The following is a 12,866-nucleotide window of genomic DNA, read 5'->3' as shown; positions in this document are numbered from 1 at the left end:
TCGACTTGGCCTCCCGAATCGCTTCGACTGCTGTATGATATAATTTCTTAAAAAGAATATGTTGCAAGGAGCAGACCTCGAGGATCGCTATGTATATTTTTTAAGGAGGGAAACAGCCGTGACCTATCCATTTTCTGCACTGCTTGACGGCTACCGCCGACTTTGGCCGAACCGATCGCTGGCGGCCGGACCGCTTGATGAACAAGAAAGCCAAACTCTTTTGTATGAAACGATAAGGCAAGAGTTGCGCGATGAATGGACGCATCCGCGCGTGCGGCAATCGTCCGAAGTGAAGTTTTATTACGCCGTTAAGCGGGTGGCCGCTTCTGACTTGCCGGATGGCATGAAAGTAGCACTCATTCAAGCGTATTTGACGGTGATGGAACAATTGCAAGCCAATCATACATAAAACAGACGAATCCGGTTCATACTACTGAGCGAAAAAACATTTCTTGTTAAGGAGGATGGCAGTTATGGCGTTAATTCCGTATGACCCGTTCCGGCACTTGGAATCGATTCGCCGGGATATGAACCGCTTTTTTGCTAGTGATTTTCCATCGCTGTTCACTCATATGGATGAGCAGCACTGGATGCCGCGCATCGACATGCATGAAACGGCCAACGAATACGTCGTTTCGTGCGATTTACCGGGGCTGGAGCGGAAAGAGGATGTGCACATTGATGTGCACAATAACGTGTTGACGATCAGCGGCACGATTCAACGCCAACACGATGTAAGAGAAGAACAAATGCACCGGCGCGAACGCTTCTTTGGTCGCTTCCAGCGTTCGATCACCCTGCCGGCGGATGCGGCGACGGAAAACATTCGCGCGACGTACAAAAACGGTGTGCTTGACATTCATATCCCGAAAACAACGACAGGAACGAAAAAACGCGTTGATATCGAGTTCCATTAATGCAGAAGGGAGCGGCTTATCGACCGCTCCCCTTTTCGTTGCCCTCGCTGCTTGAGCGGATGACGAGCTCTGTCGGCACGACGACCTTTTTGCAAATCGCTCGTTTCGTCGTCAACCGTTCGATGAGCAGCTCAACCGCTGTTTCACCCATAAATTCTGTGTATACTTTCACCGTCGAAAGCGGCGGGTGAAGAAATGCTGCCGTCGGAATATCATTGAATCCGACAATCGCCGCCTCTTCCGGAACAGCGATCCCGGCTTCATGCAGCGCACGCAGGGCGCCAATCGCCATCGAATCACTGGCAATGAAAAACGCCGTCGGCAAGTCGCCGCCTGAAACAGCCTCTTTCATCAGCCGATAGCCATCTTCAGCAGTGAAGGCACCGATCCATACATAGCGGGAATCATACAGCCCTTTGACATACAAATATTCGTAAAACGCCGCTTCGCGCTCATCGCGGATCGGCGTTTCCCCGTCGACATATTCACGGCCGCCGATATAACCAATTTTCGTATGCCCCAACCGAAGCAAATAATCAAGCACTGTCACCGTCGCTTGACGCAAGTCGATGACGACTGAATCAAACCGATGCTCATCAGGCGAACAGTCGACAAACACAATTTGTTTGGCCCCGGCGGCAAAAACCTCGACTTCCTTCGACCCGAATTTTCCGACAGCGATGATGCCATCGAGCGCCTCCATCCGTTCGATCGGATAGGCGCCGTGCTGTTTAAACAATTTGACGAGTTCGATGCCGCGGTCAAAACACTCTTTTTCCACTCCGAGGCGAATCGCCATATAATACGGGTCATCGATTTCCTGGCGCTCCGAATACCAGTGAATGAGCCCGAAGCGAAACGATTCGCGCGCTTGCTGGCTTCGTTCCCGCAATGTTTTGTAGTTCAACTCTTGGGCGACTTCAAAAATGCGCCTTCTCGTTTCATCGGAAACGGACAGCGTTGCATCGTAATTAAGCACGCGCGACACCGTCGCGACCGAAACGCCGACTTTTTCCGCGATTTCTTTTAACGTAGCCATCGTCTGTTCGCGCCCCCCTTTCTGTTTCATATGAAACGCGTTTTTTCGCCGCATTTAAACAAGAGACGACATGCGCTCCACCGCGTGCTGCAGAAAGCGGCGAAACGCCTCTTTCCCGTTTTGGTCCCGTTTAAACACCCCGGCATGTTCCAACACGGTCACAAACCGTTGCCCGACTTCGTGCCGCAAAATGTCATGGACGTTGTCCTTCGTGATGTCCGGATAGGCCGAGCGAATGGCTTCGCACCAATCCCAATGTTTATGCATCGACTCGTCCCAGTCTTCTTTTTTTGTCCGATGCACGAGATAATCGGCCAGCGTCTCCAGTTCCACGGCAAGCCGTGCCGGCAGCACCGCCAGCCCCATCACTTCGATCAAGCCGATATTTTCTTTTTTAATATGATGCAATTCTTCATGCGGATGGAAAATGCCGTACGGATGTTCCGCTGACGTCCGGTTGTTGCGCAACACGATGTCCAACTCAAACAAATCGCCGCGCCGCCGGGCGATCGGGGTGATCGTGTTGTGCGGAACATCGCCGCTGTAGGCCATAATCTCGACGCTTGGGTCGCTGTACGTCCGCCATGTTTCATACAAAAAGGCAGCCGCATCCAACACGTCCTCTTTTGGTCCAGTCAAACGGATGACGGACATCGGCCAGCGCACGATGCCGGCTGTGACCGACGGAAACGATGGCAGCGGGATACACTCTTCGATCTCCGCCTTTTCCATCGCAAACGGATAGCGCCCGCCTTGGAAATGGTCATGCACTAAAATCGAGCCGCCGACAATCGGCAAATCGGCGTTCGAGCCAATGAAATAGTGCGGGAACTTTTCGACGAAATCGAGCAAACGCTCAAGCGTCTTCCGCTCCATTTTCATCGGCGCATGTTCGGCGGAAAAGACGATGCAATGTTCATGATAGTACACATAGGGAGAATATTGGAAATACCACTGTTCATCCAATAACGTGATCGGGATGACACGGTGATTGGAACGGGCTGGATGACGCCACGTTCCTTCATACCCTTCGTTTTCTTTGCATAATACACATTTTGGATACGAGGATGACGGCATCTCTTTTAATTTGGCGATTTCCTTCGGGTCTTTTTCCGGCTTCGCCAAGTTAATGGTGATATCCAATTCTCCATAGATGGTTGACACTTTCCAGTGCTGATTGTTGGCGATGCGCGCCGTTTGAATGTAATTGGACGCTTGGCTCAACGAATAAAACCAGTCCGTCGCCTCCTGCGGGTCGCGGCGGTATCGCTCGTAAAAGGCGCGGATCACTTCCGACGGCCGCGGCATGACGCAGTCCATCAGTCTCGCATCCCATATATCGCGCTCGGTCGTTGTATTCGTTTCCAACAATCCTTGTTCATACGCCCAATCAATCATAGCGTCCAATATGGGAGCGGGCGAGGCCAAGGGAACGTCCTTGACCTCGGCCGGCTGCCATTCCGTGAGTCGGAGCGTTGCCAGCAGGCGGTTGCGCGCGTACACCACATCTTCCGGCGCTAAAAGGCCGCGTTGCTCGGCATAACGGATCAGTTGTTCAATCGCCGCAAAAATCGTTTCCATGTTTACACACCCCGATATCCGTTTGGCCGCGCTTTGTGCCACTCCCACGCCGACGCGACGATATCCGTAATGGACGGGTATTTCGGCTCCCAGCCGAGCTCGCGCTTTGCTTTTTCCGATGAAGCGACAAGCCGCGCCGGGTCGCCCGGCCGCCGCGCCACGACGCGGGCAGGGATCGGGTGTCCGGTCACTTGCCGCGCCGCTTCGATCACTTCTTTGACGCTAAATCCATTTCCGTTGCCTAAATTGTATACATCGCTGTCTGCCCCGCTCCGCAATTTCTCGAGCGCCAGCCAATGGGCATCGACGAGATCAAGCACATGAATGTAGTCGCGGATGCACGTGCCGTCGGGCGTGTCGTAGTCATCGCCGAAAATGTAGATTTCCTCGCGCTGGCCAAGCGGCACTTTTAAAATCAATGGAATCAGATGCGTCTCCGGGTTGTGGTCCTCACCGATTGTCGTGCCGTACGCCCCGGCGACATTAAAGTAGCGGAGCGAAATCGAGCGGATGCCATAGGCGCGGTCCGCCCATTTCATCATTTTTTCCATCGCCAGCTTCGTTTCTCCATACGCGTTCGTCGGTTCGGTCGGATCGGTTTCGATGATCGGGATTTGTTTCGGCTCCCCATACACCGCGGCGGTTGAAGAAAAGACGATTTGCTTGACACCAAATTCTCTCATCACTTCAAGCAGCACTTGTGTGCCGTACACATTGTTGTCGTAATATTTCAGCGGCTCTTCCATGCTTTCACCGACCAATGAGTTCGCCGCAAAATGAATGACCGCCTCAATGTCATGCTGGCGAAACACCTCGCGCAAAAAATCGCGGTCGCGAATATCGCCTTGGCAAAACACCGCATCAGGGTGAACCGCCTCCCGGTGCCCCGTCTGCAAGTTATCCACCACGACCACGCGCTCCCCTTTTTCAAGCAGACGGTACACCGCATGGCTGCCGATATACCCTGCCCCTCCGCAAACCAAAATCATCGGCTCATCTCCTCCAGTTCCGTGAGTTCTCTCGCCCCGTCACCAACGTCAACGACATAAAAGCTTGCTTCATAACCGATTTTTTCGGCATACGCGTTTCCGACCCGTTCAATGAAATCTTGAACGCATGCCTTTTTCACAATGTTCACCGTGCAGCCGCCGAATCCGGCTCCGGTCATGCGCGCCCCGACCGTTCCTTCGTGCGACCATGCGGCCTCCACGAGCGTATCAAGTTCGGCTCCGGTTACTTCATAGTCATGGCGCAGCGACAAATGCGACTGTTTCATCAACTCGCCAAAGCGGACGAGGTCTCCCTGCTCAAGCGCCTGGGCGGCTTCAAGAGTCCGCTCGTTTTCCGTCACCGCATGGCGGGCCCGTTTTTGCTCAAGCGGGGAAAGAAGATGTTCATAACGGGCCAGCTCTGCGCTTGTCAGCTCGCCGAGCGAGGCGATGTTCCGCACGCTTTGCAGCTTCGCGAGAGCCGCCTCGCACGTCGCCCGCCGCTCGTTGTACGCCGAGTCCGCCAGGCCGCGCTTTTTGTTTGTGTTCGCGATGACGATCGCACAATCGTCAAGCACCAATGGCAAATAGCGGTGCTCGAGCGTCTGGCAGTTCAATAGAATGGCGCAATCTTGTTTCCCCATGCCGACGGCAAACTGATCCATAATGCCGCAATTGACGCCGATGTATTTATTTTCTACGTTTTGGCTCATTTTCACAAGCTCCAGCTGATCAAGCCCGCGCCTGAACAGTTCGTTGAGCATCACCGCGGTCACAAGCTCAATCGACGCGGATGACGACAGCCCGGCGCCGTTCGGGATCGTGCCGTAATACAAAATATCCAATCCGGTCTCAAGCGGACGTAACGCTTGAAACGCGGCCAAGATCCCTTTCGGGTAGTTCGCCCAACCGTGTTCGCGACGATAAGACAAGTCGCCGTAAGAGACCGTGACCACTCCCGCTTCCGGGAAGTTTTGCGAATAAAAGCGGACAAATGGCTCTTTCGTCTGCCGAACAAGCACATACGTGCCGATCGCAAGCGCGCACGGCAGCACATGCCCGCCGTTGTAATCCGTATGCTCACCGATCAAATTGACGCGGCCAGGGGCGAAGAAAGCGCGGATGCCTTCGCCCAAGCCGCCGAAAAGTTCGATAAATTGCTGTTTTAAGATGGGGATCATGAGAGGGCCTCCTTAAGGTCATCTAGTCTAATAAATATTTTAGTTAAAATTTTACTATCCGTCAACGAAAAATTCCGATTTTGATTATACCGACAAGCTTCTTGTTAGAAACAAAGCCCTTCCTTCATCCGTATAATTCGTTACAATCAACTTATCCTAAACATAAAGAAGGAACAGGAGGCCCAAGCATGGATGCCATACTGGAGCTGCAAAAAGAACTAAAGCAAATCGAACAGTGGGAACACTCCCAAAAAGACCTATGGTTTTGGGAAAAGCTCGGCCGCTTGCCGTTTCAAGTGCTCGATAAGCTGACGCCAAAAGTCGTCCATCGAAAACTCGGGCAGCTGCTTGATGAATTGGGCAGCTATATTCAAAGCGGCGGGCAATACTTGGTGAATGAAGGAAAGGTATTGGACAAGCTTGGCGTATCGTCGCTTGCCGAAGTGCCGCACTTGCCGCTTGAGACGATGGACCGCGTCTGCAATGAGTTGATCGATGCGCGCGTCACGTTCGCCCAGCTGCAAGGGGCGGCAACTGGAATTGGCGGGGCGCTGACGCTGGCGGTGGACATTCCGGCGCTTCTCGGCTTAGCGCTGAAAACGCTGCAAGAGATCGCCATCGTGTACGGATATGACCCGAAGGAAAAAGAGGAGCGCGTGTTTGTCGTCAAATGCCTGCAGTTTGCCGCGGCGGACATCGTCGGGAAAAAAGCGATTTTGGACGAACTTTCGTCGTTCTCCAATGAACGCGGGCGCGTCTTTTCCGAACTGCAAGGCTGGCGGGAAGTGATGATGACGTTCCGCGACCAATACGGGTGGAAAAAGCTGTTTCAAGCCGTTCCGATCATCGGTGTCATTTTCGGTTCGCTGTTTAACAAATCGTTTATGGAAGACATCGCCGAAACCGGGAAGATGCTCTATCGGAAGCGTCGCATCATCGAGAAGCTCAAACAGTTTGAACCCGGCATCTAACATGCCGGGTTCGATTCGTTTGTTTCGCCCTGATGCATCCGCTCAGGCCGCATCATTCCCCCATCATCGAACAGCTTTCAATCGCCACATCATGCTGGTAAAATCGCCCAAGCGGTGCGGCACCGCCACTCCGGCATACATCAGCTCGTCGCCGCCGTAAACGCCAAGTCCCTCGATTTCGTAGTCTTGATTCGGGTCAAGCCCTTTTAAGCGCAAGTGCGACAGCGGCGCGTTCGCTTCGGCCAGAACGCGGAAGTAGGCGACGAGCGCTTCCGAGCGGTCGGCAGAGACGAACATCCACGCCGCCTCGTTGCCTTCAAACGGGCTTAGCAGCCGATAAAACGTGCCGAACTGGACGAGGCGGCGTACTTCCTTGTAAAACGCGACTTGTTGCTTAATCATTTGTTTTTCTGTTTCCGTCAATTTCGTGATATCGAGCTCATAGCCGAAGTTGCCTGACATCGCGACATGGCCGCGCGTCTTGAGCGACGTCACCCGCCCGACTTGGTGGTTCGGCACCGCCGAGACGTGGGCGCCCATGGCGCTCACTGGGTAAACGAGGCTTGTACCGTACTGGATTTTCAGGCGCGAGACAGCGTCAGTGTTGTCGCTCGTCCATGTTTGCGGCATATAATACAGCATCCCCGGGTCAAACCGCCCTCCGCCTCCGGAGCAGCTTTCAAACAAAATGTGCGGAAAACGCGCGGTGATCTCGTCCATCACGCGATAGAGCCCAAGCATATAGCGGTGCGACGTTTCGCGCTGGCGCTCGGGCGGCAGGGCGGAGGAGCCTATTTCCGTCATATGGCGGTTCATGTCCCATTTCACATAAGTGATGGGGGCGCTCGCAAGCACGTTCGAGATCGTTTCAATCATATAGTCGCACACGTCTTGGCGGGAATAATCGAGCACAAGCTGGTTTCGTCCTTCCGAGCGCGGGCGGTTGGGCACATGGAGACACCAGTCGGGGTGTTTCCGGTACAGTTCGCTGTTTGGCGACACCATTTCCGGTTCGACCCATAAGCCGAACTGCAGCCCGAGTTCGTTCACTTGTTTCGCCAACCCGTCCAGGCCGTTCGGGAGTTTGCGCCGATTGACCACCCAATCACCGAGGGAACGGCGGTCGTCGTCGCGTTCGCCAAACCAACCGTCGTCAAGCACAAACAGTTCGATGCCAAGCTCCGCTGCTGTTCTCGCGATGTTGACGATTTTTTCTTCGTTAAAATCAAAGTACGTCGCTTCCCAATTGTTGATTAAAATCGGACGTTCGCGGTCGCGGAACGCGCCGCGCGCCAATAGCCGGAGCGGAAAAGCTGCATCACGTAGCTTGCCTTGCCCGCCCGCAAATGAAACTGCTTCGTTTGCGGATTGTATGTAACTGCCATCCTCTTCCCTCACTTTGATTTTTTATTTAAATTTTACTTAATTTTTACGAAAAGATCCATCAAAAAAGCGCCTGGATTCAGGCGCTCATCATTTCCTTCATGATCATTGGTTCACTTCGCTCCTTCCTCTGCCAACACCGCACGCCGCAGTTCCTGATCGAGTTCCTTCCCATACATGTCCCGCTCTTCCTCGGTCCACCCAAAATACCGCGCCATAAACGCAACAACCGCCTCTTTCTCACGCCGGACCGAATCAATATCAAACAACAGCGCTCCGGTGCGGCGGATGAAGTAGTCGACTGGTTTGACCGCCATTTCTTCCTCGATGGCGTAGACGAGGCGGACGAACGTTTCGCGCGTTAAGCCGGACGAGCGGTCGTATTGCTGGCTTAAAGCAAACAGCTGGTCGACATTTGTGCCGTATTGTCTCGCCAGCCGCGCTCCCGCTTCTTTCGTCAATCCATAGCGCACCGCTTCTTCCGCTTTTTCGGCGATGAAGGCAGGGAGGCGGTGCGAGCCGCCGACATCGCCGCCGGAGATCGGCAATTGTTTCGTTTGGCACGGACGGAACGTGTTTCCCTCTTCTTTTTCCAATTGTTTGGCGACGAGGTCAACGACCGTTTCCGCCATTTTCCGGTAGCCGGTCAGTTTGCCGCCAGCGATCGTAATGAGGCCGGATGGCGATGTCCAAATCTCGTCTTTGCGGGAAATTTCCGACGGGTCTTTCCCTTCTTCATAGATGAGCGGACGGACGCCGGCCCAACTTGATTCCACATCGGCCGCGGTGATGCCGACAGACGGGAACATGTAGTGAATCGCCTGCAATAAGTAGTCGCGGTCTTCTTCAGTCATGGCCGGATGAGCGGGATCATCGTCATAAAATGTATCGGTCGTGCCGACATACGTTTTCCCATCCCGCGGAATGGCAAACACCATCCGGCCGTCCGGGGTGTCAAAATAGACTGCCTGCTTGAGCGGAAAACGCTTTTGATCGATGACGATGTGGACGCCTTTTGTCAGCCGAAGCCGCTTGCCGGTTTTCGAACCGTCTTTGTCGCGCAGCGCATCAACCCATGGTCCAGCAGCATTGACGACTTTTTTGGCGCGGATGTCATACACTCGTCCGCCGAGCAGGTCGCGGCAGCGGGCGCCGGTGATGCGGCCGCGCTCGTCATACAAAAACTGTTCGGCTTTTACATAGTTGACGGCGTCGACGCCAAGCTCGACCGCTTTTTTGACCACCTCGATCGTCAAGCGGGCATCGTCCGTCCGGTACTCGACGTAATAGCCGCCGCCAAGGAGGCCGTCGCGCTTTAAGAGCGGCTCTTTTTCCAACGTCTGCCGGGCATCAAGCATCGTGCGCCGCTCGCTTGGCTTGACGCCAGCCAGCCGGTCATACAGCCAAAGGCCGACCGACGTGCTCCATTTGCCAAACGTCCCGCCGCGGTAAATGGGCAGCAGCATCCACTCCGGTGTAGTGACGTGCGGGCCGTTTTCATACACAATCGCCCGTTCGCGCCCGACTTCCGCGACAAGCTTCACCTCGAACTGCTTCAAGTAGCGCAAGCCGCCGTGAACGAGCTTCGTCGAGCGGCTTGACGTGCCGGCGGCGAAATCTTGCATCTCGACAAGCGCGACCGTCATGCCGCGCGAGATGGCATCCAAGGCGATGCCAGAGCCGGTGATCCCTCCACCGATGATCAGAAGATCATATTGTTTTTCGCTCATCGCTTGAAGAACATCGCTCCGATGTTTGCTTGAGAACGCCATGCATGATTCCTCCTTTGAAAAAGACAAAAAGAGACCATTGCAAACACGATAAGCCTTCGCCTACCATGCATGCATGGTCTCTCCTTGTCTCCTGACTGATGATTAACTTGTTGCTTTTATTATAGCAGACTGCGGCCGATTTGGCCAGCTCAACGCATTATCCATTGTAGTGGCGCCATAATGTTTCGTTGGACGTGGTCACCGCCACCGCCCCAGCTGCAAGCGCCCGCTCGACATCGTCGACCGTGCGGATGAGGCCGCCGGCGTAAATCGGTTTTCCCGTCCGTTCTTTCACTTCGCGGATGATGTGCGGCATGGCGCCCGGGATGACTTCGATGCAGTCCGGATTCGTTTTGGCGATCAGCTGATAGCTTTTCTCCAACGCATGAGAATCAAGCAAAAAGATGCGTTGCACGGCCAAGACTCGTTTTTGCCGCGCCTTCATAATGACGCCCGCTTTCGTCGAAATGAGGCCATGCGGGCGGAACTCTTGGCAAAGGTATTCCGCCGCATGTTCATCATGGCTCAGCCCTTGCACCAAGTCGACGTGAATGATCAACTCCTTGCCATGCCGGCGCGCATAGGCAAAGATGCTTTTTAACTGGGCAATATGCACCTCAAGCAACACGCCGACCGTGTAACCGCTTGACAAAAAGGCGTCAAATTGCTTCATCGTTTTAATGGCCGGAATGATGCGCTGTTTCGCTTCCATTTTCTTTTCTTCGATTCATCCTCTCATTTTGTCGATCTCATCTAAGCATGACAGTGACATCATCGTCCGCGGTTTGCATGTCGCGATTTTCACCCCGCGCTTGCGGAATTTTTCAACGAGGTGATGAATCACTTTTTTGCTTGCCGCCTCTTCCTCATGGGGATGTCCCATTGCCTCACGCTCCTCTCCTATTCCGCTTTCGGAATGGCGAGCTCCACCGTCGTTCCTTTCCCAACTTCGCTTTCCAACGCAATTTGCCCGCCGTACTTATCGATGATCTCCTTGGCGATCGAAAGGCCGAGCCCGGCGCCGCCTTGTTCGCGGCTGCGCGCCTTGTCGACGCGGTAAAAGCGCAAAAAAACGTTTTTCAGCTCTTCTTTCGGAATGCCGATGCCATAATCACGGATGGACACGATGACAAACGGCCCTTCCTCGCGCAAGGAAATCGCGATTTGTTTCACTCGCTGAGAATATTTTACCGCATTGTCAAGCAAAATGAACAGCAATTGTTCAAAATGATGTTTCGCCATCGCCGCGCGCGCAATCGGCTTATCCGGCTGGTCAATCAGAAATTGGAAATCCGGGTGCAAGACGCGGAAATTTTTGACGACTTGTCCGACAGCCGCCGCGGCATCCATCGGCGCGACCTCATCCGGCACCGTGATCGCCTCGGCGCGCGACAAGTCAAGGAGCTCGAGAACGAGCCGCTTCAGCCGCTCCGCTTCTTTCACCGCCGCCTCGAGCGATTCTTCTAAAATCTCTGGATTGTGCTTTCCCCATCGTTGCAGCAACGAAAGATGGCCTTGCAAAATGGCGAGCGGCGTGCGCAGTTCATGGGACGCATCCTCGACAAATTGCCGCTGCATGGCGAACGACCGCTCAATTTCATCCATCATGCCGTTGAACATCACCATCAGTTCCGCGATTTCATCGCGCGCCGGAGGCACATCAATGCGCCGTTTCAGCCCGTTGTTTTGAATGTCCGCCATCGTTTTGGCCAGCGTTTGCAACGGCCGGACGAAGCTTTGCGCCACGAACCGGCCGGCGACAGCGCTTGCCGCCATGGCCAAAAAGCCGATCGCCGTCATGATGAGAAAGAGTGTGTTGGTCACTTGCTGGAACCTCGCCAACCGACGGGCGATCTCGATCGTTCCATGCAAGTTGCCGATATGCAGCGGCTGACGGAGCAGCAAAAATCGCTCATTGTTGATGAAATGCTCATCCATCTTCCGCTTGTCGGGCATCTCGCTTGGCGATAGCGACACCGCCGCCCCATTTGAAACGGAGACGATGACGTTTCCTTTCTCATCCGTAACGCGAATGAGCTGGTAGCGTTCATTCGGCTTTTCCAAAAACGCGCGGCTGCGGCGAATCCCTTCCCATGATAGATTACGTTTTTCCGCGTAATATGTTTCAATTTCCGCCACCGTTTGTTCCATCGTTTTTTCTTCTTCCTTCAGCAGCCATTGTTTGACCATATGATATTGCAAAAACGTAAACACAAAATACGTAATGAAAATCGCCCCGGCCGACAAAACGGTCAGCTTCCCTTTCAGCGAAAGCCGGCGAATCGCCTCCCTCTTCATGGCCGCATCACATATCCCGTGCCGCGCACCGTTTGGATATACCGCTCTTTATCGTGTTCGTCAAGCCGTTCACCGCCAACGGGCAGCCAGCAGTCAAAAAAGGAATGGGGCGCCTGTTAGGGACGCCCTCAAAAATGAATCGGCAAAAAGCGGCGCAGGCAGCTGTTTATGAATGGCGGTCAACGATCCAATCAACAATGGCTTGAACGATTTCAAACACTTGATAAGAAAGAAGCGACACGGCTGTTCCCGAAAAAACAATGTCACCAGCCAGTCAACTACCCCCACTTCGCGAACGCTTGAAGTGGGGGCTTGCAACTCCCCAGAAGTGCAAACGGACTTCGTCCTCCTTCCTTGACTTGGGGTTGCATCAGGGGGCAGGTTGACGACTACCCAACGACGCAGGTCATGCCTGCATCGTTACCGATTCTCTCGGTGTGTCTGTTGGCAGTACTTGGCTTCCACACACAACAGACAGACCTACGCTCGATGTTTTACGGTTGCAACGTTTCCTGCAACCAACTCCATCCATCGAGCAGCCGTTATTGGAGTGCCTTTATTGAACGGTTTTCTCCATGCCTTTATTATATCATACACAAAAGAAAGGGGGAACGCACATTCCTCTCCCACTTACTCCCTTTGGTCGTTGAAGTGGGAGTCTCCTGCGCGAAATAGGATGAACCCAATGCATCGCGCCATCCCTCCTCCCGCCGCCGGGCAACCGACAGCGTTATT

Annotated in this window: 12 protein-coding genes and 1 pseudogene; 3 read left to right on the top strand and 10 right to left on the bottom strand. The window is 53.9% G+C overall.

Translation table 11 applies throughout. The features are described 5' to 3' along the window. Nucleotides 1–118: 118 nt before the first annotated feature. Together CD000_RS04850 and CD000_RS04845 are read left to right on the top strand one after the other, a co-directional pair. Nucleotides 119–409: a hypothetical protein gene (locus CD000_RS04850; protein ID WP_011231630.1), complete on the top strand. Its 291-nt coding sequence runs from the start codon at nucleotides 119–121 to the stop codon at nucleotides 407–409. Between the two features lie 64 nt (nucleotides 410–473). Further along, complete coding sequence (locus CD000_RS04845) at nucleotides 474–917, top strand: Hsp20/alpha crystallin family protein (protein ID WP_096225009.1); 444 nt, start codon at nucleotides 474–476, stop codon at nucleotides 915–917. Nucleotides 918–933: 16 nt separating this feature from the next. On the opposite strand, the gene CD000_RS04840 is transcribed toward CD000_RS04845, so the two are convergent. From CD000_RS04840 to CD000_RS04825, 4 genes are read right to left on the bottom strand one after another with little or no spacing between them, the layout of a single operon-like run. Further along, nucleotides 934–1,956, bottom strand: a complete 1,023-nt coding sequence (locus CD000_RS04840) for a LacI family DNA-binding transcriptional regulator (RefSeq protein ID WP_096226232.1) — start codon at nucleotides 1,954–1,956, stop codon at nucleotides 934–936. 54 nt (nucleotides 1,957–2,010) lie between these two features. Beyond that, entirely contained in the window at nucleotides 2,011–3,537 is a 1,527-nt protein-coding gene (galT, locus tag CD000_RS04835) for a UDP-glucose--hexose-1-phosphate uridylyltransferase (RefSeq protein WP_096225008.1), read from the bottom strand. Between the two features lie 2 nt (nucleotides 3,538–3,539). After that, the gene (gene galE / locus CD000_RS04830; protein ID WP_096225007.1) at nucleotides 3,540–4,526 is read right to left on the bottom strand and encodes a UDP-glucose 4-epimerase GalE; all 987 of its coding nucleotides are present in this window, start codon (nucleotides 4,524–4,526) and stop codon (nucleotides 3,540–3,542) included. Beyond that, on the bottom strand, nucleotides 4,523–5,707 hold the full coding sequence (locus CD000_RS04825; RefSeq protein ID WP_096225006.1) for a galactokinase: 1,185 nt from the start codon (nucleotides 5,705–5,707) through the stop codon (nucleotides 4,523–4,525). Before CD000_RS04825 ends, galE begins: the two co-directional genes overlap by 4 nt. Before the next feature lie 188 nt (nucleotides 5,708–5,895). Here CD000_RS04825 and CD000_RS04820 point away from each other — a divergent pair, with 188 nt between their 5' ends. Then, the gene (locus CD000_RS04820) at nucleotides 5,896–6,678 is read left to right on the top strand and encodes an EcsC family protein (RefSeq protein ID WP_096225005.1); all 783 of its coding nucleotides are present in this window, start codon (nucleotides 5,896–5,898) and stop codon (nucleotides 6,676–6,678) included. Between the two features lie 63 nt (nucleotides 6,679–6,741). On the opposite strand, the pseudogene CD000_RS04815 reads toward CD000_RS04820, so the two are convergent. The 6 genes and pseudogenes from CD000_RS04815 to CD000_RS04800 all read right to left on the bottom strand — a co-directional run. Next, nucleotides 6,742–7,974 (bottom strand): annotated as a pseudogene (locus tag CD000_RS04815) (alpha-galactosidase); the annotation flags it as partial. Continuing rightward, nucleotides 7,932–8,063 (bottom strand): hypothetical protein, encoded by a 132-nt coding sequence (locus CD000_RS19355; protein WP_255404847.1) that lies wholly within the window; start codon nucleotides 8,061–8,063, stop codon nucleotides 7,932–7,934. The pseudogene CD000_RS04815 and the gene CD000_RS19355, both read right to left, overlap by 43 nt. A 111-nt stretch (nucleotides 8,064–8,174) precedes the next feature. Then, entirely contained in the window at nucleotides 8,175–9,833 is a 1,659-nt protein-coding gene (locus CD000_RS04810; RefSeq protein ID WP_096225004.1) for a glycerol-3-phosphate dehydrogenase/oxidase, read from the bottom strand. A 157-nt stretch (nucleotides 9,834–9,990) separates the two neighbouring features. Further along, entirely contained in the window at nucleotides 9,991–10,545 is a 555-nt protein-coding gene (locus CD000_RS04805) for a glycerol-3-phosphate responsive antiterminator (RefSeq protein ID WP_011231639.1), read from the bottom strand. A gap of 15 nt (nucleotides 10,546–10,560) precedes the next feature. Next, a complete protein-coding gene (locus CD000_RS18695) occupies nucleotides 10,561–10,716 on the bottom strand; it encodes a hypothetical protein (RefSeq protein WP_011231640.1) in 156 nt (51 codons plus the stop codon). A 17-nt stretch (nucleotides 10,717–10,733) separates the two neighbouring features. Beyond that, nucleotides 10,734–12,131: a HAMP domain-containing sensor histidine kinase gene (locus tag CD000_RS04800; protein ID WP_096225003.1), complete on the bottom strand. Its 1,398-nt coding sequence runs from the start codon at nucleotides 12,129–12,131 to the stop codon at nucleotides 10,734–10,736. Nucleotides 12,132–12,866: the final 735 nt, after the last annotated feature.

Source organism: Geobacillus sp. FJAT-46040, assembly GCF_002335725.1.
GTDB lineage: Bacteria > Bacillota > Bacilli > Bacillales > Anoxybacillaceae > Geobacillus > Geobacillus thermoleovorans.
Note: the sequence above shows the minus strand (reverse complement) of the source record. Positions and strands in the feature narration are given on the sequence as shown.

Coding starts and splice junctions, on each gene's coding strand:
- CD000_RS04805 (WP_011231639.1), bottom strand. CDS start 10,545: ATGGAAGCGAAACAGCGCATCATTCCGGCCATTAAAACGATGAAGCAA.
- CD000_RS04825 (WP_096225006.1), bottom strand. CDS start 5,707: ATGATCCCCATCTTAAAACAGCAATTTATCGAACTTTTCGGCGGCTTG.
- galE (WP_096225007.1), bottom strand. CDS start 4,526: ATGATTTTGGTTTGCGGAGGGGCAGGGTATATCGGCAGCCATGCGGTG.
- CD000_RS18695 (WP_011231640.1), bottom strand. CDS start 10,716: ATGGGACATCCCCATGAGGAAGAGGCGGCAAGCAAAAAAGTGATTCAT.
- CD000_RS04810 (WP_096225004.1), bottom strand. CDS start 9,833: ATGGCGTTCTCAAGCAAACATCGGAGCGATGTTCTTCAAGCGATGAGC.
- CD000_RS19355 (WP_255404847.1), bottom strand. CDS start 8,063: ATGGCAGTTACATACAATCCGCAAACGAAGCAGTTTCATTTGCGGGCG.
- CD000_RS04840 (WP_096226232.1), bottom strand. CDS start 1,956: ATGGCTACGTTAAAAGAAATCGCGGAAAAAGTCGGCGTTTCGGTCGCG.
- galT (WP_096225008.1), bottom strand. CDS start 3,537: ATGGAAACGATTTTTGCGGCGATTGAACAACTGATCCGTTATGCCGAG.
- CD000_RS04845 (WP_096225009.1), top strand. CDS start 474: ATGGCGTTAATTCCGTATGACCCGTTCCGGCACTTGGAATCGATTCGC.
- CD000_RS04800 (WP_096225003.1), bottom strand. CDS start 12,131: ATGAAGAGGGAGGCGATTCGCCGGCTTTCGCTGAAAGGGAAGCTGACC.
- CD000_RS04820 (WP_096225005.1), top strand. CDS start 5,896: ATGGATGCCATACTGGAGCTGCAAAAAGAACTAAAGCAAATCGAACAG.